Source organism: Microbacterium enclense, assembly GCF_001456955.1.
Taxonomy (GTDB): Bacteria; Actinomycetota; Actinomycetes; order Actinomycetales; family Microbacteriaceae; genus Microbacterium; species Microbacterium enclense.
The window spans coordinates 433,476-456,875 of record NZ_KQ758467.1; the positions used below are offsets into that span (position 1 = coordinate 433,476).

A 23,400-nucleotide genomic window follows, 5' to 3' on the forward strand; every position below is an offset into this window, starting at 1 on the left:
GCCGGGTGGCCGGCGGTTCGGGGGGAGACGTCGGTCAGGCGGCCGCCGGAGCCGCGGGACCTTCCTGCGCGGCGGCGGCGGCATCGCTGCCGACCGTTCCGACGCGCACGGTGGGGGCGACGCCGGTCGTGGCGCTCGCCGAGACGGTGACGGGACCGGCACCGAGGGTCACCAGGTGAGACAGCACGGTGGCCCCGTCGTCGGCGAAGACCTCCAGCAGCGGACCGTCGAGCACGACGGTCAGTGCGCCCGTGCCCGGTTCCACGAGCGGGGCGAGGCGGATGCCGGCGAAGTCGGGGTGCACCGCGTCGGCGCCGGCACCCGTCCGGGCGACGCTGAGCGTGCGGGCCGCGGGGTCGTGGACGATCTCGACCGCGGCATCCCCCTCTCCGCCGAGTCTCAGGCGCATGGCTCCCGTCGCGGCGGGATTCCAGGCCGCCTCGAGCACCGCGTGCGGCTCGACGGGCAGCAGAGCCTCGGCGGGCTCGACGGCCTCGACGGGCGGCAGGACGGGGCGCTGCACGAGGTGGAGCGCGCCGTCGATGCGGCGCAGGCCCAGCGTGCGCGGCAGCGACATCGCGCCGCGCCAGGGGGAGGTGGGCACGACGTGCGCGTAGCGCCAGTTGCCCATCCACGCCAGCATCATGGCGGCGCCGCCGGGGGCGCTGTCGAAGGTGACGCCGGCGTAGCAGTCGCGCCCGTGGTCGAGGGGACGGAGGGTTGCGGCATCCGCGTGGAAGACGCCGTCGACGAGGTCGCCCACGACGTAGTGCATCGCCGAGCCCGCGGGGTCGGGGTCGTCACCGACCGGGTTGGTGCTGAGAAGCAGCACCCAGACGCGCTCGGTCGTCCCCTCCACGGGCAGACGCACGAGGTCGGGGCATTCCCACACGACGCCCTCCGGCCCGAGCGGACCGAACGATCCCGTCTCGCGCCAGCTCTCGAGGTCGTCGGACGCATAGAAGACCACACGGCGCTCGACGGCCTCCACCGTGCACATGAGCCAGCCGCCGCCGGGCAGGCGCACCACCTTGGGGTCGCGGAAGTCGGCACTGCCGCGGTCGAGCACGGGGTTGTCGGCATCCATCGTCCACGTCTCGCCCCCGTCGGCGCTCGTCGCGCGCGACTGGGCCTGGATGCCGCGGTCGTACGCGCTCGTGTAGAACGCGGTGAGGGCGCCGTCGGCGCCCGCGACCACGGAACCGGAGAAGATCTGCTCGCCGGGGAGGTGATGCAGTGCGACCGGGTGCTCGTCCCAGTGCAGCAGGTCGGGGCTGGAGGCGTGCCCCCAGCTCATGTTGCCCCAGTCGTTGCCCTCGGGGTTGTACTGGAAGAATGCGTGCCACCGGTCGCCGGTGTGGACGAGCCCGTTCGGGTCGTTCATCCAGTTGCGCGCGGGCGCGAGGTGGAAGCGGGGGCGGGGAAGGTTCATACGGACTCTCGCGGAATGGAGGGGCACGCGACGAGCTGCCGCGCACCGGAGGAGGGGGATTCGAGACCGAGCAGGGTGCGCACCCCGGCGGCGCCCAGCTCGTAGTGGGGAAGGGCGACCGTCGACAGCGGCGGGCGCAGGTGCGCGGCGATGACGTCCTGATTGTCGAAGCCGATGACGGCGACGTCGCCGGGGATGCGCAGGCCGCGCTCGCGCAGGCCGTCGTACAGGCCCATCGCGACGCGGTCGTTGTGGCAGAAGACGGCCGTCGCGCCGGAGGAGACGACCGCCTCGGTGACGTTGTAGCCGCCCTCCTGCTCGGGGGCGGCCTCGAAGACCAGGCTGTCGTCGACATCGGCACCCGCCGCGGTGAGGGCCGCCCGGTACCCGGCCAACCGACCGACGCGCGCCGGCGAGGGCGACGTGGTGTTCACGAACGCGATGCGGCGATGCCCGGCCGCCAGCAGCTCCTCGGTGGCGGTGCGCCCGCCCTGCTCTTCATCGGGCACCACGGCCGGGAAGGCGCCGTCGCCGGCGAAGCAGTTCACCAGCACCGTCTCGGTGTGCTGCAGCGGCGGCGGCACCTCGATCTCGCGGTGGTACCAGGTGGAGTACAGGATGCCGCGCACCTGGTGCTCCAGCATCATCGCGATCGCGTCGCTCTCGGCGGCGGCGTTGCCCTCGGTGTTGGCCACGAGCAGGACGAAGCCGTGACGCCACGCCTCATCCTGGGCGCCGTGGATGATCTGTCCGGCGAAGGGCGTGGTGGCGATGGCATCCGCCACCAGCCCGATGAAGCGGGAGGTGCCCTCCGACAGCGTCTTCGCCAGCGCGTTCGGGCGGTAGCCGAGCGCGACGATCGCCTCCTGCACCCGGCGCCGGGCATCGTCGCCGATGCGGGCGCCGGGTTTGTCGTTGACGACGTGCGACACCGTCGCCACCGAGACGCCGGCGGCCTTGGCGACGTCGCGCATTGTTGTGGTCATCCCTTGGTGGCTCCGCTCTCCAGGCCCGCGATCATCGCTTTGTTGAGCACGAGGAACACCAGCAGCAGCGGCGTCACCGTGACGCATACCGCGGCGAACGTCGCCGTCCAGTCGGTGTTGCCCATCGCTCCGATGTAGTTTTGCAGGCCCAGCGGGATGGTCTTGAGTCCGTCGGACAGCACGAACGTGTTCGCGAAGATGAAGTCGTTCCAGATGAAGATGCTGTTGACGAGCACGACCGTGATGATCGTGTTGACCGACAGCGGCGCGGTGATCTGCAGGAAGATGCGGTACGGACCCGCCCCGTCGAGGGACGCCGCCTCGTAGAGCTCGCGTGGGATGTACTCGTAGAACGACGAGAACAGGTACACGCCCATCGGCAGCGAGAACGCCGCCAGCGGCAGGATCATCGACAGGTGCGTGTCGAGCAGGCCCACCTGCGAGTAGTCGATGAACAGCGGCACGAGTGCGATCTGCACCGGCACGATGATGCCGAGCAAAAACAGTGCACGCACGAACCCGCTCAGACGGAAGCCGAGCACCTGCAGCGCGTACGCCGCCATCATGCCCGCGACCACGATCAGCAGGCTCGCGCCGAGCGTGACGATGAGGGAGTTGCCGATGTTCAGCAGCAGGTTGCCGGTGCCGAAGGCGCGGGAGTAGTTCTCCAGCGTCCACTCTCGGGGGAGGGCGAACGGGTCGCCGCCGGCGAAGTCGCTCGCGGTGCGGAAACTCGTCAGGAACAGCCACAGCAGCGGGTAGACCTGCACCACGACGATCAGCGCGACGGTCACCGTGAGCAGGGTGCGCTGCACGCGCAGGCGCGGCGAGCGGTGCACGCGGCGAGGTGCCGGAGCGGGCTCGGAGGGAACGGATGCCATGGGGGCGGGGGCGAGGGTCGTGCTCATCACGCGTCCTTTCGACGCAGCAGCAGGAAGATGAGGCCCACGGCCACCAGGCACTCCACGACGATGAAGACCGAGATCGCGCTGGCGTAGCCGTAGTCGGTGTGGACGAAGGCCGTCTTGTACATGTAGGTGGTCAGCAGCTCCGACGCCTGCCCCGGCCCGCCGTTGGTGAGCAGGTAGGGGATGTCGAAGCCGCGGAGGGCGAAGGTGGTCGCCATGACGGTCGTGGTGATCCACACCGGGCGGATGTAGGGGAAGCGGATGCGCCAGAACGTCTGCCACCACGAGGCGCCGTCGAGGCGGGCGGCCTCTTCGAGCTCCTTCGGCACGGCGATGAGGGCCGCGTAGATGATCAGCATGTAGAGGCCGGTGAAGCGCCAGCCCTCGGGGATCGACACCGCGGCCAGCACCGTCTGCACGTTCGACAGCCACGCGGTCTGCAGGCCCTCGAGACCCACCCACGCCAGCAGCTGGTTCAGCAGGCCGACCGGCTCGAGCGAGTAGACGCGCAGGAACAGGAAGGCGATCGCCACGGTGGAGATGACGGCGGGCAGCAGGTAGAGCGTCTTGACGAGCTCGCGCGCCCGGGGGAGGGCCGTGAGCAGGCCGGCGACGGCCAGAGCGCCGCCGAGCTGAAGCACGAGGCAGATCGCGAGGTAGCCGAGGGCGTTGCCGAACGCCGTCCAGAACACGTCGTCGCGGGTGAACATCTTGACGTAGTTGTCGAGACCGACGAACCGCAGGTCGGTGATGCCGTCCCACGCGAACAGGCTGAGGATCAGCGACTGCACGATGGGCAGCAGTACGGCCGCGCCGTACAGCAGCAGCGGCGGCACGAGGAAGACGGCGACGGCCAGGCCGGAGCGTCGCGGCAGCATCGAGGTGCTGAGCGGCCGGCGGCGGGGGGTGGGCCGGCCGGCCCCGGTCGCCCGGGGCCGGCTCGGTGCGAGCGTGTCAGCCACCGACGTTCTCCGTCAGGGCGGCATCCATCGTGCTGACGAACTCGTCGGGCGTGATGTCACCCTGCACGAGCAGGGTGAGCTCCTGCTGCAGGCGGGTGTTCGTGGCGGGGTCGAGCTGCGTGTCCCACGGCATGGCGATCTTCTCGCCCACATCGCCCGCCTGCTCGATCGCCCGGCTGTACAACGGGGTGGCGGACGCGGGGATCTCGGTCTCGACACCGGTGGTCGGCGACAGCGCGCCGGAGGCGGCGACCTCGGCGGGGTAGCGCTCGAGGGCGAAGGCGAGGAAGTCGCGCACGAGCGGGTCGTAGGTCGCGGCGTTGACGGCCATGCCGATGCCCGAGGGCGTGACGTACTCGTTGTCGGCGGTCACGGCGCCGGGCAGCGTCGGCAGCGTGAAGTAGTCGACGCTGTCGCGCACGCCGGCGTCGAGCTTCTCGGTCGCGAGGTTGCCGAGCTCCCAGGTGCCGATGTTGTAGACCGCGGCCTTACCCGAGGTGAACTGCGCCTGCGCGTCGGCATAGCCGGTCGACGAGAAGCCCTCCTGGAAGCAGCCCGCCTGCCCGAGGCCGTACAGCCAGTCGGCGGCTGCGCGGCCGGGGGCGTCGGAGAATCTCGTCTCGCCCGTCTTGAGCTGCTGCACGTACTCGGGGCCCGCCTGACGGAAGGGGTAGTACGCCATGTAGCGCTCGAGCGGCCAGCCGTCGGCGCCGTCGAGGGCGATCGGGGTGACGCCCTTCGCCCGCAGCGCCTCGCACATCGGGGCGAAGTCGTCGAGGGTCGCGGGCACCGAGACCCCGGCCTGCGCGAGGAGATCCTTGTTGTACCAGAAGAACTCCAGCTGGAACTCGAACGGCACCATGTAGAGCGAGCCGTCGTCGAAGCGCTGGTAGTTCAGCGCCGCTTCGCGGTACTCGTCCGACAGTCCCAAGTCGTCGAGCAGCAGGTCGACGTCGACCATGCGGCCCTGTTGCGCGAGCTTCTGGGCGAAGGGGGTGGCATCCGTGTCGAAGAGTTCGGGCAGCTTGTTCGCCGCGGCGAGGGTCTCGTACTTCTGGATGTAGCTGGGGCGGTCGGGCGTGGTGATGAGGTTGAGCGCGAAGCCGGGGTGATCGGCCGCGTACTCGTCGGCGATCTTCTGCATCGCGGTGATGACACCGCCGTCGGCGGGACGCGAGAGTAGCCACGAGATCTCGCGGGGCGTGACCTCTCCCTCGGGGTCGACGTCGGTGGGATCGCCGCCCGTGCCGCCGCCGGCGCAACCGGACAGGACGAGAGCGGTGGCGGCGGCCAGGGCGACCCAGGATGCCGTGCGGGCGTGGTGGACCATGTGAATCTCCGTTGATGTGTGTGGTGCGGGTGAGGGTCAGGAGGAGGCGACGAGGAGGTCGTCGAGCTCGGACGAGGGGGATCCGGCCCCGGGAGTGGACACCTCGAGGCCGAGGACGGTGGCGCTGCCCTCGCCCACGAACGCTCCGACGCCGCCGGTGGTGCGGTCGTAGAGGCGCGTGCTGAGGGTGACGGCGCCGTCGACCGTGGCGACGCACAGGTCGCCGTCGACGATCACTTCGAGCCGGTGCGGGCCGGGTTCGAGCGTGACGGGACGCTCCAGCTCGATCGCGAAGGGCACGTCGCCCGAGATCTGCCACTGCTCGCCCCCGGTGCGCCGCCGCGGCCAGCGGTCGAACACCAGGCGGTTGCGGCGCGGCTCGAGGCGGAGCAAGTAGCCCTCGTCGCCGTCGCCGCTCGCACGTAGCAGCAGGCCGCATTCGGTCGTGCCCGCGGCGATGTCGAACACCGCGTCGACGCGGAAGGCCGAGGGGACGGCCTCGGGCAGCACGAGGTCGGCGTAGCCGTCGGGCGCGGTGAGGACGGTTCCGGATGCCACCGCGGCGACGCGGCGGTCGAAGCTCTCGGCCAGCTCGACCGGGGGGTGGAAGCGGAGCGTGCCGTCGGGGTTCTGCTCGGCCTCGAGCACCGAGAGGGTGCCCGCCCACTGCCAGGCGCCGTCGTCGACGCCGCCTTCGCGGGAGGCGATCCAGCCGAAGAAGAAGCGGCGGCCGTCACGGGCGGCGGACTTGGCCGCGTAGTACGCGCGACCGTCGAGGGCGTCGTCGGCGGGGACGGTCCACGGGCCGTGGAGGCTGCGCGAGACGCGGTAGCGAGTGGTGAACGATTCGCTGAACTCGGAGTACACGAGGTACCACCAGCCGTTCCACTCGAAGACCTCGGGGCACTCGTGCGCGATGTAGCGCCGCGGGTCCCAGAACGGCTCGGCCGGCTCCCACGTCGCGAGGTCATGCGACACGCACTGCGCGATGACGCCGCGCCGGCGCTCCGGGCCGTCGGCGTGACGGGCGGTGATCAGCATGCGCCAGAGGCCGGCTGCCTCGTCGCGGAAGACGAACGGATCCCGCCAGTCGGCCGTCTCGTAGCCGGCGGTGGCGCCGAAGGTGTGCGCGGGGTGGCGCTGCCAGGAGCGCATGCCGTCGGTGCTGGTGGCGTGCAGCACGAGCTGGAGGGGGAGTCCGTCGGCGCCGCGGCGCTCCGGGTTCTGTCCCGTGTAGAAGAGGTGGTGGATGCCGTCGGCCACGACGACGCTGCCGGTGTAGACGTTGAAATCGTCGGCGTCCGGGCCGCCCGATGCGAGAGCCGGGCCGGTCTCGGTGAAGGCGACGAGGTCGTCGGTGACGACGCGGTGCCAGGGCATACCGACCTTGGGCGTCTGCCGCGACTCGTGCAGGTAGAAGAGGTGGAAGCGGCCGTCCTCCTCCCACGGGATGACGTCGCCGACCCAGGCGTGGGGCGGGCGGAAGAACCCTCGTTCGTGCATACGGATGACTCCTCGTCGAGACTCGCGGCGCCGATCAAACCGGGATGGTTAATCGGTTACGCAGAAGCTAGCAAGCTTCCCGACAGGTGGTCAAGCGGTTAATCAGATTTCGTCGCCGAAACGGGTACGCCGCATCACGGGCGTGCCCACCGACACCTCGCCGGCCCCGTCGACGGCGACGAACGCCCGCTCGTCGGCGTTGGTGACGATCGTGAGCACCACCGGATCGAGGCCCGCCGCCGCCACGGCGGCGAGGTCGACGTGCACGAGCGCGTCGCCGGCGGCGACCCGGTCGCCCACGCGCACCAGCCGGCGGAACCCTCGGCCGTCCAGCCGCACCGTGTCGATCCCGACGTGCACCAGCAGCTCCGTGCCGTCGTCGGTGGTCACCCCGTACGCGTGCGAGGCCGCGGCGATCGCGCTGACCGTGCCGTCGGCGGGGGCGGCGACGAGTCCGGATGCCGGGGCGACGGCCGAGGTCGGTCCCAGGGCGCTCGCGGCGAACGTCGGATCGGCGAGGGACGCGACCTCGACGCGGGAGCCGCTCACGGGGGAGTGCACGACGGAGTCGTCGCGCGACGTGGTCGCGGTGTCTCCCTCGAGGGGCCTGCCGCGGCGTCGACGCCAGCGCGCCCACAGCAGCGTGCCCGTGAATGACAGCACGACGGCGACCCCGAGGCACGTGAGGAAGGGCAGCACGCGGCCCGGCGCGATCGACGCGAAGCCGAACACGCCCGCCGCCCCGAGGGTCACGGCCTGCACGCGGAAGGCCGCCAGCAGGGTCGCGGCGACAGCCGTCGACCCCACCGCGATCACGAAGGGAACCCGCAGACGCAGGGTCACGCCGAACATCGCCGGCTCGGCGATGCCGAGGGCGGCGGGCGCGGTCGCGGTGGCCGCGAGCGCCCGAAGGCGCGACCCGCGACGCGTCGACACCCACACGGCCAGCGTGGCGGCCGCCTGGGCGACGTTCGCGGCCGCCGCGATCGGGAAGATGAACGAGCCGCCGGTGGAGAGCAGGCCCAGCTCGATCGCGATGAGCCCCTGATGGAGGCCCGTGACTACCAGCGGCGAGTACACCGCCCCCACGACGGTGCCCCCGAGTACGCCCGCGCTGGTGTACAGCCATTCCATGGCGGCGGCCGCGGCGTCTCCGGCGAAACGCAGGGCGGGGCCCAGCACGAGGAAGGCCAGGAGCCCGGTGGTCAGCAACGTCAGCAGGGGGACCAGCAGCAGGCGCGCGGAGCCGCGCAGCCGCCGGCCGAAGAAGCGCTCCAGGCGCGCGAGCACGACGCAGATCGCGATGATCGGCACGACCGTGCCCTGGTAGTCGATGCTGAGCACGTCGATCCCGCCGATCACCCACCCCGTCTCGGGCGTGAGGTGGATGGCGGGCAGTGCCGAGTCGGCCGTCAGGCCCGGGGCGGCCACGAGCGCGGCGCCCATCGCCGCGCCGAGGTAGGGGCTGCCGCCGAAGCGGCCCGCGGCGGAGAAGCCCAGCAGCACGGGAAGCAGTGCGAAGACGGCCGCACCCAGCAGGCCGACCAGCGCGACCGGTCCGCGCAGCCACGGCACGGCATCCACCACCGCGAGGTCGCCGAAGGCGCCGGGGCCGGCGAGCACGTTGTGCAGCGCCGTGAGCAGACCACCGGCGACGAACGCCGGCAGCAGGGGGGTGAAGACGTCGACCAGCACGCCGATCACGCGGGTCGGGAGCGGACGGGGGGATGCCGCGGGCGGCGGCGCGAGCACGCGGTCCAGGGCCGCCGCGACGTCGTCGACGTGTCCGGGGCCGACCACGATCTGCACCTGCGCGCCGACGATCTGTGTCGCGAGCACGCCCGGTACCGCGGCGAGAGCTGTGGCATCCACCCGTTCGAGCTCGCGCGGTGTCACCCGAAGGCGGGTGGCGCAGTGCGTGGCGGCGGCGATGTTCTCCGTGCCGCCGAGGGCGCGCCGGATCGCGTCGGCCATCGACACGGCATCCATCGGTACCCCACCCCTCGCCACCCCTCCCCAGGGGGTGGTGAGGTCCAGGGTACGCGTCGGCATCGAGGCGGGTGACCTCGCGGGTGATGCGATGCGACGGCGGGCTGGGCGCCCGCCGCGTGGCATCCGACGACCTCGTCAGACGAGGAACGGGGCCCCGCCGCAGCGGAGCCCCGTTCGAGGGAGCGGTCGTCAGCCGATCGGCCGCGGGTCCGGCGTGCCACCGATCTCGTGCGCGTAGCCCGAGGGGATGTCGGCCCATTGTCCGAGCCCGTTCGTGCCGTACGAGCGGTCGACCGTGACGTCGTCGCCCTCGATGTCGAGGCGCACCGTGGGGGCCAGGGTGCCGCCGCGCACGAAGTCGTCGCTCGTGCCGATCGTGTCGATGAACGACTGCACGAGGCCGTCGGGCATGACGTAGTGCGAGTACGCCTGGAACTGACCCGGGTGCTGGTCGGGGTTCGGGGCGAACGGCGTGCCCGCGGGGAAGTTCAGGTTCGCGGGGCTGCCCAGGGCGAGTCCCGAGCCGCGGTTGACGGGCTGGAAGTCGCTGCGGATGCCGTTGCCGACGAAGCCGTAGACGCCCTCGGGGCCATCGATGCCGGCGGCGTAGGTGCCGCGGTGGGTGATGGTGAAGAGGTAGTACTTGCCGTCCTTGATGTAGATCTGCGGACGCTCGGTCTGATCGTTCACGCAGTTCGCCGAGAGGATGGGCGGCAGGAAGGTCCACTCCGTCAGCGCGGCGTTGTCGGCCACGGCGAGACCGACGTTCGCCATCTGGAAGTGCGCGCCCATGTCCATGGCCTCGTCGGCCGTCTCGGCGTGCGGGTCGCCGGGTGCGTAGCCCATGTCCTCCTCGGTGCAGGCGCGCTCGCCGCGGGCGAAGGCCGAGTTGCCCTCGAAGACCATGAAGGTCTTGCCGGGGTGGGTGGGGTCTTCGAACGTGAACGGGTCGCGGAAGTTGAAGAACTCGTTCTGCTCACCGGTCTGGTAGTACTCGCCGTCGGCCTGCAGCATGTCGTGCTGGTCGCGGAATCCGGTCATCCACACGCCGTTGTCGTCGGCGAAGAGGCGTCCCTCGCTCTGGACGAGGCGCGGGTCGTACGGCTTGCGGTTGCTGCCGTCTTCGTTGCGGTAGAACGCCACCGCGGTGTAGAAGATGCGCAGCTTGTTGCCGTCGAAGATGCGGGTCGATCCCGACCACTCGGTCTGGTGGCTGAAGGACTGGTCCTCGAAGATCGCGCCCGACGCGCCCTCGGGGAACACCAGGCCGCCGTAGGTCCAGCCGCCGTTCTCAGGACGCTCGGCGACATCGGCCTTGCGGAAGAAGTAGCCGAGCTTGGCGTAGGTGTGCCGGTCGTCGAAGCCGAGCTTGCGGTCGGCGACGAGCGAGAACACGACCTCCCAGCCCTTGAAGCTGGGCTGCGCCGAGCTGCCGTCGGTCAGGGTCCAGCTGTCCCACACCCACACCTGCTCGTTGCTCATGTCGGGGAAGTCCTGCGGAACCGTCGGCATCGTGTACTCGTCGGGCATGGAGTTCTCGCGCGAGGCGGCCGCGGGGTCGCTCATCGCCTTGATCTGCCGTGCGTCGGCACGGGTCCACTTGGCGGTGAAGTCGTCTTCGGGGGCGTAGGCCTCCTGCGTGTGCACGGTCGGCGCCGGGAAGCCGGGGATGGCTTCCGGGGCCGGTTGAGCCTGGGCGGGGGCGCCCGCCGCGAGGGCGGCGGTGGTGGCGATCACGGCGGCGATCGCCGCGAGTCGCAGGCGTGTACGCCCGGCTCGGTTCTGCGTGGTGGTCACGTCGGTCTGCTTTCTCGTTCGCAAGACGTGGATCCTTCTCCTCGCCGCCAGCGTAGGAAGTCGGGCGCACTATGTCAAACGATTGACATAATTTGCATCCGCTGAGAATGTCTGGCACTCTCGACCCCGAGCGGCCCCCATGGCCTGCTCCGTGGCATCCCTCCTCTCGCGGGCTTCTCTTCCGCACCAGCCACCCTCTTCGCGACGACGTGAACCCGGTCGGAACGACCCGCATCCGTCGCGCCCATCGCCACCAACAGGAGTGTCATGACCCCGTTCGTCCCCACCGCCCGCAGGACACCTGCGCGGCGCGTCCCTCTCGCTGCGGCGGCCGCGGCCGCCTCATCGGCCGCGCTCATCCTGCTCGCCGCAGCTCCCGCCCACGCGGCTGCAACCGTCGCCACCCTGGAGGGCCAGGATGCCGCGACCGCCGCGGAATCCCTGATCGGCGAGCACGTCTCGCTGTCGTCCGCCTCGCTCGCGCTCGGCCGCGCCGTCCAGGCGGGCACGTTCAGCGACCTCGACCTCGGCCTGCCCTCCGGCGCGGTCGCGGGGGTGGCGCTCAGCACCGGTTCGCTGCGCGCGGCCGATCCGGCAGCGGCCGCAGACGTGGACTTCACCGCGTCGGCGCTCACCGGCCCGAACACCAAGCTCACGACCACGGGTGATCTGGGCGGACCGGGTTCGGCTCTGCTCGAGACGTCGTTCGCGGTGACCACCTACGACGCGGCGGAGCTGCGCCTCGCCGTCATTCCCGAGGGCGACAAGCTGACAATCGTTTACCACATCGGTAGCGAGGAGTACGCGGGCTGGGCGGAGCGCGACTACACCGATGCCTTCGGCGTGTACGTCGATGGCCGCCTCTGCTCGACGCTGGGCGACGTGCCGGTGGGCGTGGCCACCCTGAACGCCGACACCCGCTCGGAGCTGTACGTCTCGAACCTCACCGCCGACGGAGCCCCCGGCCCGCGCGGCACCGAGATGAACGGCTACTCCGTCGCACTCACCTGCACCGCCGACGTCACCCCCGGGCAGCCGGTCGAGGTCGTGGCCGCGGTCGCCGACACGGTCGACGGTCAGCTCGACTCGACACTGCTGCTCGCCGCGAACGGCATCAGCTCGGTACCCGGCGTGCCGCAGCCGTCGCCCACGCCGACCGAGGCCGAGCCCACGGCATCCGCCGCTCCCGTCCCGGCGTCGGTCACCGGCCCCGCCGCGACCGGAGCGACCCGCCCCGGCTCGCCGCTCGCGATCACCGGTGTGGACTCGGCCGCGCTGCTCGGCGGTGCGGGACTCGCTGCCGCCGCGGTCGGCGCGGGGGCCGTGGCCCTCGTCGTCGCACGGCGTCGGCGCACCGCTCGCGAGGTGAGCGAGCAGTGATCCGCGTCGGCTCCCGTCTCCTCGCCCTCGCCGGCGGTGTGCTCCTCGGTGCGACCCTCTCCTCGATGCCGGCGAGTGCGGCGACGACCTCTCCACTGTCGGCCGACGTCACCGTGACGTCCGACGACACGGCGACCGTCTCCGACGTGCGGTGGGAACTGCCCGCCGACGCCGCACCGGGCGACGTCGTGACGCTGGCGCTGCCCGAGCACGCGGGTGCGGCGGCGGGAGCCGACTGGATCGCCTCGACCGGGGTGTCGATCGGGGTCGTCCGCCTCGACGACACCGGTACCGCCGTGATCGAGTTGACCGAGGCCGCCGCCGACCCCGCGAACCGTCGCGGCGAAATGGTCGTGCGCTCGGTGCTCGAAGAATCGGCGCCCACGATCGTCTCCTCGGCATCCACCGCCGACGCCGTCCTGCGTCCGGGGGAGGTGCCCGGCCCGTTCTTCGGGGCACCCGACCGCTCGCGCGGCAACAAGTACGGCGCCTGGACCGACGAGACCGAGACGCGCGCCCGCTGGGTGCTCGAGGCGCCGCGGGGCCCCTGGGACACGCTCGACATCGTCGACCGCCCCGTCGGCGGCCAGCGGGTGGACTGCACCGCGGGCGTGCGCGTCCGAGCGGCCGGTGAGACCGACCCCGCCACGGGCTACCTGGTGGACCCGGTCGACGTTCCCACCGAACGTGTGAGCGTCGCGTGCGACGAGTCCGGCGTGAGCGTGCGCGTGCAGCCCGTGGGCGACGAGATCGTCGAGGTGACCGTCGAGACGGTTCCCGATGCCGCGTCGAGCGAGCTGGCCAACGCCGCCGACTTCGCCGCGCAGCGCTCCGAGCCGGGCGACGCCATCCGCACGGTCTCGTTCGTGCCCCGCCTCGGCGTCGCGCCGTCACCGACGCCCACCCTTCCCCCCGTCGTCGAAACGCCCCGCCCGGGGCTGCCCGACCGTTTGGCGGAGACGGGGACGGATGCCGCCCCGCCCGCCTTCATCGGGGCCGTGCTCCTGCTGGCCGGCGCGGCAGCAGCGGTCCGCCGGCGACGGACGAGGAGTCGCGCATGACGGACGCCACGACCGGTCGCCGGCTCGGACGCGCGCGCCTCGGCATCCTCGTCTCCCTGGTCGCGGCACTCGTGGCCGTGATCCTCGTCATCGTGCTCGTGCCGCGCAGCGAACAGGTCGCGCCCGAGCCGTCGCCCACCTCGACACCCGCGCCCACCCCCGATGCCTTCGCCACGCCCGAGGGGTGGGAGAGGTTCCGGCCCGTCTTCCACCTGACGCCCGAGCAGCACTGGATCAACGACCCCCAGCGCCCCGTCTTCGTCGACGGCGAGTGGCGGCTGTACTACCTCTACAACGCCGACTACCCCGAGGGCAACGGCACCGAGTGGCACCTGGCGACCTCCACCGACATGGTCACGTGGAAGAACCGCGGCGTCGCGATCGAGAAGTACCGCAACGGTCTCGGCGACATCCTCACCGGCAGCGCCGTCGTCGACGAGCGCGACACGGCGGGGTTCGGGGCGGGGGCGATCGTCGCCCTCGCCACCCAGCAGGACGACGGCGTGCAGCGCCAGTCGCTGTTCGTCTCGACGGACGGCGGTACGACTTTCCAGGATTACGAGGGGAACCCCGTCATGGACAACCCCGGCGCGACCGACTGGCGCGACCCGAAGATCGTGTGGGACGACGCCCGCGGGCGGTGGGTCATGGTGCTGGCCGAGGGGGAGCGACTGGGCTTCTACACCTCGCAGAACCTCCGCGAGTGGACCTACGCGTCCGATTTCGTGCGCACCGACTACGGGTTGCTCGAGTGCCCCGATCTGTTCGAGATGGTCGATCCGACCACGGGTCGACGCACCTGGGTGCTGGGTGCGAGCGCCGACGCCTCCTCTCTGGGCGGCACGACCGGCTTCGCGTACTGGACGGGTGCGTGGGACGGCGAGCGCTTCACCGCCGACACCGACGAGCCGCAGTGGCTCGACGGGGGCGCCGACTTCTACGCCGCCGTGACGTGGGACGACCCGCGCGACGGCGATGACGGCCGGCTCGAGCGTCGGTACGCGCTCGGGTGGATCAACAACTGGGCGTACGCCCGCGACCTGCCCGGCGGCGCCTGGCAGGGTGGGTCGCTCTCGACCACGCGCGAGATCGTGCTGCGCGAGATCGACGGCCGGCTGTCGCTTCTGTCGCAGCCGATCGCAACACTCGAGGCGCGGGAGGGCGAGAGCGCGACAGCGCAGAGCTTCGCGGTCGCGCCGGGCGACATCGTCGACCTGCCCGTACAGCCCCGCACCGGTGGGTATCGCCTGCGTGCCCGGCTCGAGGCGCCCGACGCGAGCGAGGTGCGCTTGCGTTTCGGTTCCGGCGATGCCGAGGTGACCGTCGGTTACGACGCCGGGGCGGGAGTGGTCTTCCTCGATCGCCGTCACGATGCGGTGGCGGATGCCATGCCCGAGACGTACCGCGAGGTGCGCACCGCGCCGGTGGAGGCCGACGGCACCGTGACGCTCGACATCCTGGTCGACGCGTCGTCGATCGAGGTGTTCACCGGCGACGGGCGCGCGTCTCTGACCTCGGCCGCCTACGTCGACACCCGCGCGGGCGTCACCGCCGAGGCGGTCGGCGGGGCCATCGGCATCCGGGATCTGTCCCTCACCCCGCTGGCCGTCAACGATCCGAACGCCCCCTGAGCAGCGGCTGCACCGTACGCCCCTACCCGGTGCGGCCGCCTCCACCATGCCCGTGCATCGAGGATGCGCGAGCGTCGTGGGCCGGCGGCCGTGTCGAGCTTCCCCGCTCGGCACGGCCGCCATCGTCGTGAATGCGGCCGGCGCGCGAACGCACTCCGAGCGCGGTGGTCAGGACGTCCAGCCGTGACGCAGGGCCACCGGGAGCGGGTCCTGCGCGGCGACATCCGCGGTGGCATCGGCCATCCGCTCGAGGAGCAGGTCGACCGCCCGCCTCGCCATGCGTTCGATGGGCTGCCGGACGGTGGTGAGGCCGGGGACGGCCAGTTGCAGCGCCGCGGAGCCGTCATAGCCGACGATGCGCAGGTCGTCGGGCACCCGCCGTCCGGTCTTGCGCGCCCACTCCAGCGCCATCAGGGCGGTGAGGTCGTCGCTGGCGAAGACGCCGTCGCAGGGGTTCACGGTCAGCCACGTCTCGATCACCGCGCGTCGTTCGTCGAGCGAGGTGTCGTAGCCGTACGCCATGACGCGTGCCTCGAGCCCGTGCGCGGCCATGCGTTCGCGGTAGGCGGCCGCGCGCTGGTTGCCGGGGTGATCGGTGGCGGTCAGGTGCACGGGCGCGCGGGATCCGCGGGCGATGAGGTGCTCGGTGGCGAGCACGCCGCCGGTGCGATTGTCGCTGTGGACGGTCGGGATGCCGTCTCCGAGGCGCCGGTCGATGGCCACGATCGGGAGGTCGGCGCGACCGTATCCGGCCACGTCGCGGTTGTGCGTCGAGCTGATGATGCCGTCGACCCGATTGCCCTGCAGCAGGTCGAGATACTTCTCCTCGCGCTCGGGGGTGTCGTGGCAGTCGCACAGCAGCATCTTGTAGCCGCGCTCGGCGAGCGCTCCCTCCGCGTGCGAGGCGAGTTCGCCGAAGAACGGGTCGGCGACGGTCGGCACGATCAGTCCCACCAACGTCGAGCGCTGACCGATGAGCGACCGGGCGATCTCGTTCGGACGGTACCCGAGCTCGGCGACCGCGTCGTCGACGCGCTTCTTTATGTCGTCGCTGAGGTAGCCCCGATTGTTGAGCACGCGCGAGACGGTGGTGACCGAGACGCCGGCGCGCGCGGCGACGTCTTGCAGCTTGGGTCGGCTCATCGGGTGCTCATCGGGTGCTCGTCGGGTCGCGGGGCGGGTCGCCTTCGACGCTATCCCACCGTCGGGTCGCGCCCGGTGCGCGCGCGTGGAGCGTCCGCATCGTCAGCGCGCGGCCGGTCCCACGATGGCGTCGACGAGCAGCAGCATGTCGTCTTGGCCGAAGTCCTCGCGGCTGAGCGCGCGCAGGATGACGGCGCCCAGCAGGGCGTCGGCTGCGGCGTCCAGTCGGGGGCCGGTGATCCCGCCCATCGCCTGCGACAGGCGGTGGCTGAGCGGGGCGGCGAGGATCTCGGCGCGAAGGCGTCGTCCGGTCTCGGCGCTGCCCGCTGCGGCCGCGACGAGGGATCGCAGCAGTCCCTCGCCGTCGGGGCTCGCGCGAAGCGTGAACAGGTCGGTCAACCAGGCGGCGAGATCGGCGCGGGCGTCGCCGGTGTCGGGGAGGTCGCGGCGGCCGCCCAGCAGGCGCCCCTCGAGGATCGCCTCGGCGATGACGTCGCCCTTACTCGGCCACCAGCGGTAGATCGTCTGCTTGCCCACACCGGCCCGGCGGGCGATGCCCTCCATCGTCAGGTGGTCGTAGCCGCGTTCGGTGAAGAGTGACACGGCGGCGTCGAGGATCGCCAGGCGCGCGGCTTCGCTGCGGACGGGACCGGTGCGCGAGAGAGCCATGACACACATTGTGCGCGATGTCGAGCGAGAACAAGACGAGACGGTGCGTGTTATCTTTTCCCGGACTGGTCGGAGCCGACGGTGCTCCCTCGCGCGCACCGCACGAGAGGAACCCGCATGGCCGAACTGCTGCATCGCCTTGGAACCTTCGCCGCTCGGCGCGCGTGGACCGTGATCGTCGCCTGGGCGGTGATCCTCGGTGCGGTCGTCGGCGGGTTCGCGGTGGGCTTCAAGGGCCTGAGCTCCAGCTTCGACATCCCCGGCACGGCATCCGGTGACGTGATCGCCGAACTGCAGGACGAACTTCCCGACTTCAGCGGCGCATCGGGGGCGGTCGTCTTCCGCACCACCGATGGCGAGGCCCTGACCGACGCGCAGAAGAGCGACATCACCGCGCTCGTCGACTCCGCCGGCGACCTGCCGGACGTCGCGCGCGTGACCGACCCCTTCGACGCGCAAGCCCAGCTCGACGCGCAGCGTCAGCAGGTCGTCGACGGCCGCCAGCAGCTCGCCGACGCCCGCGCGCAGGCGGAGGCGGGCCAGCAGCAGCTCGACGACGGCGCCGCGCAGCTCGACCAGGGCCAGCAGCAGCTCGACGCCGCGCGGTCGCAGCTGGAGGCCGCACCCCTGCCCGAGGCGCAGAAGCAGGCGCAGCTCAGCGCGCTCGACGCGCAGCAGGCGCAGCTCGACCAGCAGCGTGCGGCCCTCGAGCAGCAGCAGACGCAGGTGACCGACGGGCTCGCGCAGATCGCCGCACAGGAGACGCAGCTCGCCGACGGCGCCGAACTGCTGTCGTTCGCGGATGCCATCCGCCTGGTCTCCGACGACGGATCGACCGCGATCGTCAACGTGTCGTTCGACAAGCCGCGACTGGAGCTCGCGGAGGCGTCGAAGGAGGCTGTGGTGGAGCACTTCACGGCCGAGCCCGTCGCGGGCACGGACGTCGCCTTCAATACCGAGATCTCGCAGGGAGTCCCCGAGATCCTCGGGGTCGGTGAGGCCGTCGGCGTCGCGGTGGCGGCGATCGTGCTCATCGTCGTGCTCGGTTCGCTGCTGGCGGCCTCGTTCCCGATCGTCACCGCGCTCGTCGGTGTGGCGATCGGCGCCATGGCGACGCTGTCGTTCTCGGGTCTCGTGCAGATGGCATCCGTGACCCCGATCCTCGGTGTGATGCTGGGGCTCGCCGTCGGCATCGACTACGCGCTCTTCATCCTCTACCGCCACCGTCGACAGCTGCTGCAGGGTGCCGACGTCGTCGAGTCGATCGGGCTCGCCAACGGCACCGCCGGCAACGCGGTCGTGTTCGCCGGCACGACGGTGATCGTCGCTCTCCTCGCGCTCAACATCACCGGTATCCCGTTCCTCGGGCTCATGGGCACGGCGGGTGCGGTCAGCGTGCTCGTCGCCGTGCTGATCGCCGTGTCGTTGACGCCGGCGTTGCTGGGCTTGGCGGGGATGCGCATCCTCAGCCGCAAGGCTCGAGCGCGAGCCGTGGCCGCCGGCCACACGACGGAACACCCGCGCCGCGCCGCCCGCACCGCACCGATCGACGCCGACGAGCACCCCCGCCGCGCCGCGCGGACCGGCCCCGTCGCCACGACGGGGCGTCCGGTGCGCCCGATGTCGACCATGCGCGCCGTCGTCACGATGGTGGTCGCCACGATCGCTCTGCTCGTGGTCGCCATCCCCGCGCTCTCGATGCGTCTGGGCCTTCCCGACGGCGGCTCCGAGGCGGAGGACTCGACCGCGTACCAGGCCTTCACCTGGACCGAGGACGCGTTCGGCGCCGGCGCCAACGCCCCGCTGCTCATCACCGCCGCCCTGCCCGCGGACACCGCCGAGGCCGACGTGCGGGGACTGCAGCTCGACGTCGCGCGCGAGCTGTTCGCGCAAGACGACGTCGCGGCGGTCGCACCCGTCGCCGTCTCGGACGACCGCACGCTCGCCGCGTTCCAGGTGATCCCGGCGGAGGGGCCGAACGCCGTGTCGACGGAGCAGCTGGTGCGCGACCTGCGCGCTCTGCCGCCGGTCGACGGCGACATCGACCTCGGTGTCGCGGGAGCAGCCGCGATCAACATCGACATCTCCGAAGGGTTGGCGGAAGTTCTGCCGATCTACCTGGTCGTGGTGGTGGGCCTGTCGTTCCTCATCATGGTGATGGTGTTCCGGTCAATGCTCGTGCCGCTCATCGCCACCGCGGGCTTCGTGCTCTCGCTGTTCGCGACATACGGAGCGGTGACCGCGGTCTTCCAGTGGGGCTGGCTCGGCGGGCTGCTCGGCGTGCACAATCCCGGTCCGATCCTGAGCTTCCTGCCCGTCATCCTGGTCGGCATCCTGTTCGGGCTCGCCATGGACTATCAACTGTTCCTCACAACCGGGATGCGCGAGGCGTGGGCGCACGGGTCCGCACCGCGGCTGGCGGTCGCTCAGGGCTTCCGGGCCGGTCGCACGGTCGTCACCGCCGCGGCGATCATCATGATCGCGGTGTTCTCCGGTTTCATCGCCTCCGAATCCGTGATCATCAAGTCGATGGGGCTGGGCCTGGGCCTGGGTGTGCTGTTCGACGCGTTCGTCGTCCGCATGCTGCTCGTTCCGGCGCTCATGCACGTGCTCGGCGGTTCTGCGTGGTGGCTGCCCCGCTGGCTCGACCGCATCATTCCCAATGTCGACGTCGAGGGGTCGGCGCTGGAACGCCGCCACCCCGCGCATCACTGAGCCCGTCGGGTTCAGCCGGAGCGACCGCGCCGACGCCACCATCTCGCGGTCGCGACGCCGACGATCGCCACCGCCAGACCGGCTACGGGTGGGAGCAGGGCGGTGGGTGCGCTCAGGAGCACCGCGACGCCGCAGGCGATGAACACGAGGATGAGCGCGACGAGCTCGCGGCGGGAGATCGGCGGTCGGGATGCCACGATGGTGCTCCACTCGGACGGTGGGCCCGTGAGACGCACGGTGCCCGCGGGGTCGATGAGATGACAAGTCCACGCCCTGAGGGGCGTCCGTACCTCGTCCGGGGGTGCGATTTCACCCGCTCGCCCCGGCGTGTTGGACCGTCGCCGACGAGACGACGGACGGTCGGCGCCGCGCAACCCCCACGTTCACCTCGTCTTGCTGCGGGAGGATTCCGATCTCACCCGAATTCGAGGAGGACGACGATGACTGACCGTGAAGAGACCCAGGACGCCCCCGTCATGGACGGCGCGACCGACGCCGGCGTCGAGGAGAAGAAGGACGGTGCTCGGGAGCAGCAGGCCGCCGACGCCGCTGTCTCGGAGGACGACCTGCCGACCGAGGACCTGAAGGACGACCTGCGCAGTATCCGCGGCTACGGCGAGGATCGCTGAGTCGGGGCGGACGACGACCCTCGTCCGGAGCCAGGTGGGGGAGAGGCTCGACGGGCGAGGGTCATCGAGGACGCCAGAGGGGCGTCATCCGCGCCGGCGATGCCGGGGCCGGGTACAAGGAGAGTACGCCGGGTGCCGCGTGGCGGGTGCGGATCACAGGCAATCCGCAGGCAGTGCTGATCCGGCGCCCGGGCGCCCGAACCGGCGCCCGGGCGCCGGTGTCACGCGGCGTCGTCGGTGGGGATCTCCCCGGCGGCGATCGCGTCGGCGTACGTGCGGATGTCCGGACCGGGCTCGTAGTCGATGAAGCGGTCCTTGATGCGCGCGTTGATCTGCGCGAAGGCCTCGTCCGACGAGATTCCGTCGCTCTCGCGGGCGATGGCGATGACCGCTTCGCGCAGCACGTTGTCGGCGTCGTCGAGGATCTTCTGGCGGGCGGGTTCGTTCCAGCGGATGTCGGTGATGTCCATGCGCCACACGATAGAGCGAGCTCCCGGAGCGATTTCCGGGGTTGCATCCGTCGCATCGGTATGCGGCGGGGCGTCCGCAACCCGGCTGACCCCCTCCGTTCCGGTGGCGAGGATGGATGCATGTCGACGGATGCCGGGGCGAACCCCGTGACGAGGGTCCGCACGGGTCTTCGCGACCTGGGCTGGTGGATGCGGGACTACGTCTACGCGGTACGCGGGCAGTGGCGAGCGCTCACCGGCCGCGACGGGCCCGACGCGCTCGCCGACGGGGAGGGCACCCCGATCGTGCTGCTCCCCGGGATCTACGAGACGTGGCGCTTCCTCGAGCCTCTCGCGCGGGCGCTCCATGAACGCGGACACCCGGTGCACGTCGTCACCGAACTGGGCGACAACCGCCGCCCGATCGCGGAGCAGGCCTCCCGTGTCGCCGCCTTGCTCGTCGCGCGGGGTCTCGATGACGTCGTGCTCGTCGCCCACAGCAAAGGCGGCTTGATCGGCAAACACGTGATGGCGTTCGACTCCGCGGGTGCCCGCGTACGGGCGATGGTGGCCGTCGCCACGCCGTTCGGCGGGTCGCGCTACAGCCGGTTGATGCCCACGCCCTCGCTTCGAGCCTTCGCGTCGGGCGATGCCACCATGCGTGCGCTCGCAGCCTCCGCCGAGGTGAACGCCCGCATCGTCTCGGTGTACGGGGTCTTCGACCCCCACATCCCCGAGGGGAGCGAGCTCGCCGGCGCGCGCAACGTGCGCCTGGCGGGTGGTGGGCATTTCCGCGTTCTGGCCGACCCCCGGGTCATCGCCGAAGTCGTCCGCGTCGCGGAGTGACGGCCGCGCCGGGCGTACCTCCCCGTGAGGGCGGTGCGAGAGGAACCGACGTCAGCGCAGGAGCACGGAGCGGTCGTGATCGTCGATGGTCAGATCGCCGTCGGCGACAGCCGTCACCGTCACCGACTCCAGGGTGAGAGACCCCGACAGGGTGGTCAAGAATGCGGTGTCGGCCGCGTCGCGCCCGGTGGCGATGCGCACCAGATGCTCGCGCGGCGCGAGGCGGGTGGCATCCACGACCTCCCATCGCCCGTCGACGAACGCCTCGACCACCGCGTGGAAGTCCATGGGATCCAGTCCCGGCGCGTAGGCCGACACCAGACGCGCGGGGACGCCGCTCGCACGGAGCAGAGCAATGGTCACGTGCGCGTAGTCCCGGCAGACCCCTCGACGGTCTCGGAGCGTGTCGAGGGCGGTGTCGGTCGGCCCGCTCGATCCCGGGACGTAGGACAGGTGTTCACCGACCCATGCGGGTATGCGCGCGACCGCCTCGCGCGCAGTGAGTCCCGCGAAGGCGTCGACCGCGTCGCCGACGGCATCGGACGGGGCGTACCGGCTCGGGCGGAGGTAGCGCACCGGATCCACATCGTCCGACGGCGCCGGCGCCGACGGTGCTGCGACCACCCCGCGATAGCGGATGTCGGCGGTGCCGACGGGGAGGGTCGCGCGATGCAGACGAGTGCCGTGCGCATCCGCCTGCTCGACGGGGTGCACCGCGCTGCCGCTGACGGCGATCTGCAGCGTCTCGTCGATGACCCACCCCGCGGCGGGAACGATCGACAGGACGACCTCCGCCTCCTGGTCGATGCGCAGGGTGACGACGACGTCGACGGAGGACGTCACGCGGCCGCGTCCGGGGCCGCAGCGGATGTCGGGGCGACCGTCCGCGACGTCGACGCGGCGACGGCGCAGCACGGGCCCGTTCCGGCGTCGCAGGCGTCGGCGACGGCGCACTGCATGCGGTGGAGGAAGGCCGTCACGGTGACCGTCTCGGCCTCGCTCATGCCGCGGGTCGCCTGCATCATGCGGGCGTGCATCGCGGAGAGGGTGTCGCGCATCTCGAGGTCGGCCCGGCCGGTGGGGGAGACGAGCACCTTGCGCCGGTCGGACGGGTGAGGCCGGCGCTCCAGGTGGCCCGAGCGTTCGAGGCGGTCCAGGAGGGCCGTGACCGACGCGGTCTAGACGCCGAGGTGCCGGGCGAGATCGATGGGGGTGATCTCGCGGGCGGATGACGCGGCGCGCGTGAGGAATCGCAGGACGAGGAGTTCGTTCTCGCCCATCGACATCGACGTCTGCGTCCGGCGCCGCATCGCCATCTCCGCTGCGCGATACGAGCGCAACGCCTCCATGACCCGCGCCCCGCGGTGATCGTCCGCGCTCTCGCTGTACCAGTACGACGGAGGCGATGTGCTGTCGGTGTTCATCGGTCTCCTAATATCTCGCTTGCCTATTCGCTAGTCTAACTAGTAAGTTGAAGATCAAGCAACGAGCAGAGGGGTACATCATGGCAAAGCTCTACTACGGCACGACGACCGCGCCGATCAGCATCGACGACCGCCTGCTGGCGCACGTCAAGGTCGTCGTGGCGACCAAGCTGCGTCGCGGTGAGAGCTTCACGCTCTCGTGGGTGCACGGAGCGGATGAGCCCGTCGGGCGCTCGACGATCTGGCTCCAGCCGTCCATTCCCCTGCGGTTCGTGTTCGACTCGGAGCAGCCCGAGACCCTCGACCAGAACCTCCTCAAGCGCATGGCGAACGATGCCAACTCCTCGCGTGGTCTGAGCCTCGACATCGAGATCGACGAGCCGGTCGCGGTAGCCAACCCCGTGCGATCCAAGGCGCGGACGCTCGCCCGCGCGGCCTGATCGACCCCCTCCTTCACCATCGGGCTACGCAGCCGCCACTCCGGCGTGCCCCCCGTCCGGCCCAATTTCGACGAAAGCTGAAGATGGACCCCGAAGCCTCTTG

Annotated in this window: 22 protein-coding genes and 1 pseudogene; 7 read left to right on the plus strand and 16 right to left on the minus strand. The window is 71.3% G+C overall.

Annotation, left to right across the window (positions count from 1 at the left end):
- Positions 1-34: 34 nt before the first annotated feature.
- The 8 genes from AS029_RS02010 to AS029_RS02045 all read right to left on the minus strand — a co-directional run bounded on the left by AS029_RS02010 (position 35) and on the right by AS029_RS02045 (position 10,910).
- Positions 35-1,432 carry a glycoside hydrolase family 32 protein gene (locus AS029_RS02010; protein ID WP_058230909.1) on the minus strand — a complete coding sequence of 466 codons (1,398 nt, stop codon included), beginning with the start codon at positions 1,430-1,432 and terminating at the stop codon, positions 35-37.
- A complete protein-coding gene (locus AS029_RS02015) occupies positions 1,429-2,418 on the minus strand; it encodes a LacI family DNA-binding transcriptional regulator (RefSeq protein WP_058230910.1) in 990 nt (329 codons plus the stop codon). The genes AS029_RS02010 and AS029_RS02015 overlap by 4 nt, the downstream gene beginning before the upstream one ends.
- Positions 2,415-3,326, minus strand: coding sequence for a carbohydrate ABC transporter permease (locus tag AS029_RS02020; protein WP_058230911.1), 912 nt, complete (start codon positions 3,324-3,326; stop codon positions 2,415-2,417). Before AS029_RS02020 ends, AS029_RS02015 begins: the two co-directional genes overlap by 4 nt.
- Positions 3,326-4,204, minus strand: coding sequence for a carbohydrate ABC transporter permease (locus tag AS029_RS02025; protein WP_058231190.1), 879 nt, complete (start codon positions 4,202-4,204; stop codon positions 3,326-3,328). The genes AS029_RS02020 and AS029_RS02025 overlap by 1 nt, the downstream gene beginning before the upstream one ends.
- A gap of 76 nt (positions 4,205-4,280) precedes the next feature.
- The gene (locus AS029_RS02030; RefSeq protein WP_058230912.1) at positions 4,281-5,618 is read right to left on the minus strand and encodes an ABC transporter substrate-binding protein; all 1,338 of its coding nucleotides are present in this window, start codon (positions 5,616-5,618) and stop codon (positions 4,281-4,283) included.
- 36 nt (positions 5,619-5,654) lie between these two features.
- Positions 5,655-7,121 carry a glycoside hydrolase family 32 protein gene (locus AS029_RS02035; protein ID WP_058230913.1) on the minus strand — a complete coding sequence of 489 codons (1,467 nt, stop codon included), beginning with the start codon at positions 7,119-7,121 and terminating at the stop codon, positions 5,655-5,657.
- Positions 7,122-7,223: 102 nt separating this feature from the next.
- Positions 7,224-9,173, minus strand: a complete 1,950-nt coding sequence (locus AS029_RS02040; protein ID WP_167345219.1) for a glucose PTS transporter subunit IIA — start codon at positions 9,171-9,173, stop codon at positions 7,224-7,226.
- 129 nt (positions 9,174-9,302) lie between these two features.
- On the minus strand, positions 9,303-10,910 hold the full coding sequence (locus tag AS029_RS02045; RefSeq protein WP_074615798.1) for a glycoside hydrolase family 68 protein: 1,608 nt from the start codon (positions 10,908-10,910) through the stop codon (positions 9,303-9,305).
- Positions 10,911-11,177: 267 nt separating this feature from the next.
- Here AS029_RS02045 and AS029_RS02050 point away from each other — a divergent pair, with 267 nt between their 5' ends.
- The 3 genes from AS029_RS02050 to AS029_RS02060 are packed head-to-tail and all read left to right on the plus strand — an operon-like array spanning position 11,178 to position 14,982.
- Positions 11,178-12,290, plus strand: coding sequence for a choice-of-anchor L domain-containing protein (locus tag AS029_RS02050; protein ID WP_058230915.1), 1,113 nt, complete (start codon positions 11,178-11,180; stop codon positions 12,288-12,290).
- Positions 12,287-13,351 carry an LPXTG cell wall anchor domain-containing protein gene (locus tag AS029_RS02055; protein ID WP_058230916.1) on the plus strand — a complete coding sequence of 355 codons (1,065 nt, stop codon included), beginning with the start codon at positions 12,287-12,289 and terminating at the stop codon, positions 13,349-13,351. The genes AS029_RS02050 and AS029_RS02055 overlap by 4 nt, the downstream gene beginning before the upstream one ends.
- The gene (locus AS029_RS02060; RefSeq protein ID WP_074615799.1) at positions 13,348-14,982 is read left to right on the plus strand and encodes a glycoside hydrolase family 32 protein; all 1,635 of its coding nucleotides are present in this window, start codon (positions 13,348-13,350) and stop codon (positions 14,980-14,982) included. The genes AS029_RS02055 and AS029_RS02060 overlap by 4 nt, the downstream gene beginning before the upstream one ends.
- Before the next feature lie 168 nt (positions 14,983-15,150).
- Here AS029_RS02060 and AS029_RS02065 read toward each other — a convergent pair whose 3' ends face one another.
- Both AS029_RS02065 and AS029_RS02070 read right to left on the minus strand, forming a co-directional pair.
- The gene (locus AS029_RS02065; RefSeq protein ID WP_058230917.1) at positions 15,151-16,125 is read right to left on the minus strand and encodes a LacI family DNA-binding transcriptional regulator; all 975 of its coding nucleotides are present in this window, start codon (positions 16,123-16,125) and stop codon (positions 15,151-15,153) included.
- Positions 16,126-16,227: 102 nt separating this feature from the next.
- The gene (locus AS029_RS02070) at positions 16,228-16,794 is read right to left on the minus strand and encodes a TetR/AcrR family transcriptional regulator (RefSeq protein ID WP_058230918.1); all 567 of its coding nucleotides are present in this window, start codon (positions 16,792-16,794) and stop codon (positions 16,228-16,230) included.
- Positions 16,795-16,911: 117 nt separating this feature from the next.
- Here AS029_RS02070 and AS029_RS02075 point away from each other — a divergent pair, with 117 nt between their 5' ends.
- Positions 16,912-19,509 carry an MMPL family transporter gene (locus AS029_RS02075; protein WP_058230919.1) on the plus strand — a complete coding sequence of 866 codons (2,598 nt, stop codon included), beginning with the start codon at positions 16,912-16,914 and terminating at the stop codon, positions 19,507-19,509.
- An 11-nt stretch (positions 19,510-19,520) separates the two neighbouring features.
- Here the strand turns inward: AS029_RS02075 and AS029_RS02080 are convergent, their stop codons facing one another.
- Entirely contained in the window at positions 19,521-19,706 is a 186-nt protein-coding gene (locus tag AS029_RS02080) for a hypothetical protein (protein WP_058230920.1), read from the minus strand.
- A gap of 243 nt (positions 19,707-19,949) precedes the next feature.
- Here AS029_RS02080 and AS029_RS02085 point away from each other — a divergent pair, with 243 nt between their 5' ends.
- Positions 19,950-20,138 (plus strand): hypothetical protein, encoded by a 189-nt coding sequence (locus tag AS029_RS02085; RefSeq protein ID WP_058230921.1) that lies wholly within the window; start codon positions 19,950-19,952, stop codon positions 20,136-20,138.
- A gap of 221 nt (positions 20,139-20,359) precedes the next feature.
- On the opposite strand, the gene AS029_RS02090 is transcribed toward AS029_RS02085, so the two are convergent.
- Entirely contained in the window at positions 20,360-20,608 is a 249-nt protein-coding gene (locus AS029_RS02090) for a hypothetical protein (RefSeq protein WP_058230922.1), read from the minus strand.
- Positions 20,609-20,728: 120 nt separating this feature from the next.
- Between AS029_RS02090 and AS029_RS02095 the strand changes: the two genes are divergently transcribed.
- On the plus strand, positions 20,729-21,433 hold the full coding sequence (locus tag AS029_RS02095; protein ID WP_058230923.1) for an esterase/lipase family protein: 705 nt from the start codon (positions 20,729-20,731) through the stop codon (positions 21,431-21,433).
- Positions 21,434-21,484: 51 nt separating this feature from the next.
- Here the strand turns inward: AS029_RS02095 and AS029_RS02100 are convergent, their stop codons facing one another.
- The 4 genes and pseudogenes from AS029_RS02100 to AS029_RS18015 all read right to left on the minus strand — a co-directional run bounded on the left by AS029_RS02100 (position 21,485) and on the right by AS029_RS18015 (position 22,857).
- Positions 21,485-22,276, minus strand: a complete 792-nt coding sequence (locus tag AS029_RS02100) for a transglutaminase-like domain-containing protein (RefSeq protein WP_058231193.1) — start codon at positions 22,274-22,276, stop codon at positions 21,485-21,487.
- Positions 22,273-22,527: a hypothetical protein gene (locus tag AS029_RS18005; RefSeq protein WP_074615800.1), complete on the minus strand. Its 255-nt coding sequence runs from the start codon at positions 22,525-22,527 to the stop codon at positions 22,273-22,275. Before AS029_RS18005 ends, AS029_RS02100 begins: the two co-directional genes overlap by 4 nt.
- A 9-nt stretch (positions 22,528-22,536) precedes the next feature.
- A pseudogene (locus AS029_RS18010) lies at positions 22,537-22,596 on the minus strand (MarR family transcriptional regulator); the annotation flags it as partial.
- 15 nt (positions 22,597-22,611) lie between these two features.
- Positions 22,612-22,857, minus strand: a complete 246-nt coding sequence (locus AS029_RS18015) for a hypothetical protein (RefSeq protein WP_074615801.1) — start codon at positions 22,855-22,857, stop codon at positions 22,612-22,614.
- A gap of 80 nt (positions 22,858-22,937) precedes the next feature.
- Here AS029_RS18015 and AS029_RS02110 point away from each other — a divergent pair, with 80 nt between their 5' ends.
- Entirely contained in the window at positions 22,938-23,297 is a 360-nt protein-coding gene (locus AS029_RS02110; protein WP_058230924.1) for a DUF7882 family protein, read from the plus strand.
- Positions 23,298-23,400: the final 103 nt, after the last annotated feature.

What these genes read in the sequence shown, in the direction of transcription:
- AS029_RS02085 (WP_058230921.1), top strand. Translation starts at nt 19,950, where the DNA reads ATGACTGACCGTGAAGAGACCCAGGACGCCCCCGTCATGGACGGCGCG.
- AS029_RS02090 (WP_058230922.1), bottom strand. Translation starts at nt 20,608, where the DNA reads ATGGACATCACCGACATCCGCTGGAACGAACCCGCCCGCCAGAAGATC.
- AS029_RS02025 (WP_058231190.1), bottom strand. Translation starts at nt 4,204, where the DNA reads ATGCTGCCGCGACGCTCCGGCCTGGCCGTCGCCGTCTTCCTCGTGCCG.
- AS029_RS02095 (WP_058230923.1), top strand. Translation starts at nt 20,729, where the DNA reads ATGTCGACGGATGCCGGGGCGAACCCCGTGACGAGGGTCCGCACGGGT.
- AS029_RS02070 (WP_058230918.1), bottom strand. Translation starts at nt 16,794, where the DNA reads ATGGCTCTCTCGCGCACCGGTCCCGTCCGCAGCGAAGCCGCGCGCCTG.
- AS029_RS02110 (WP_058230924.1), top strand. Translation starts at nt 22,938, where the DNA reads ATGGCAAAGCTCTACTACGGCACGACGACCGCGCCGATCAGCATCGAC.
- AS029_RS18015 (WP_074615801.1), bottom strand. Translation starts at nt 22,857, where the DNA reads ATGAACACCGACAGCACATCGCCTCCGTCGTACTGGTACAGCGAGAGC.
- AS029_RS02050 (WP_058230915.1), top strand. Translation starts at nt 11,178, where the DNA reads ATGACCCCGTTCGTCCCCACCGCCCGCAGGACACCTGCGCGGCGCGTC.
- AS029_RS02030 (WP_058230912.1), bottom strand. Translation starts at nt 5,618, where the DNA reads ATGGTCCACCACGCCCGCACGGCATCCTGGGTCGCCCTGGCCGCCGCC.
- AS029_RS02040 (WP_167345219.1), bottom strand. Translation starts at nt 9,173, where the DNA reads ATGCCGACGCGTACCCTGGACCTCACCACCCCCTGGGGAGGGGTGGCG.
- AS029_RS02010 (WP_058230909.1), bottom strand. Translation starts at nt 1,432, where the DNA reads ATGAACCTTCCCCGCCCCCGCTTCCACCTCGCGCCCGCGCGCAACTGG.
- AS029_RS02075 (WP_058230919.1), top strand. Translation starts at nt 16,912, where the DNA reads ATGGCCGAACTGCTGCATCGCCTTGGAACCTTCGCCGCTCGGCGCGCG.
- AS029_RS02015 (WP_058230910.1), bottom strand. Translation starts at nt 2,418, where the DNA reads ATGACCACAACAATGCGCGACGTCGCCAAGGCCGCCGGCGTCTCGGTG.
- AS029_RS02060 (WP_074615799.1), top strand. Translation starts at nt 13,348, where the DNA reads ATGACGGACGCCACGACCGGTCGCCGGCTCGGACGCGCGCGCCTCGGC.
- AS029_RS02065 (WP_058230917.1), bottom strand. Translation starts at nt 16,125, where the DNA reads ATGAGCCGACCCAAGCTGCAAGACGTCGCCGCGCGCGCCGGCGTCTCG.
- AS029_RS02035 (WP_058230913.1), bottom strand. Translation starts at nt 7,121, where the DNA reads ATGCACGAACGAGGGTTCTTCCGCCCGCCCCACGCCTGGGTCGGCGAC.
- AS029_RS02020 (WP_058230911.1), bottom strand. Translation starts at nt 3,326, where the DNA reads ATGAGCACGACCCTCGCCCCCGCCCCCATGGCATCCGTTCCCTCCGAG.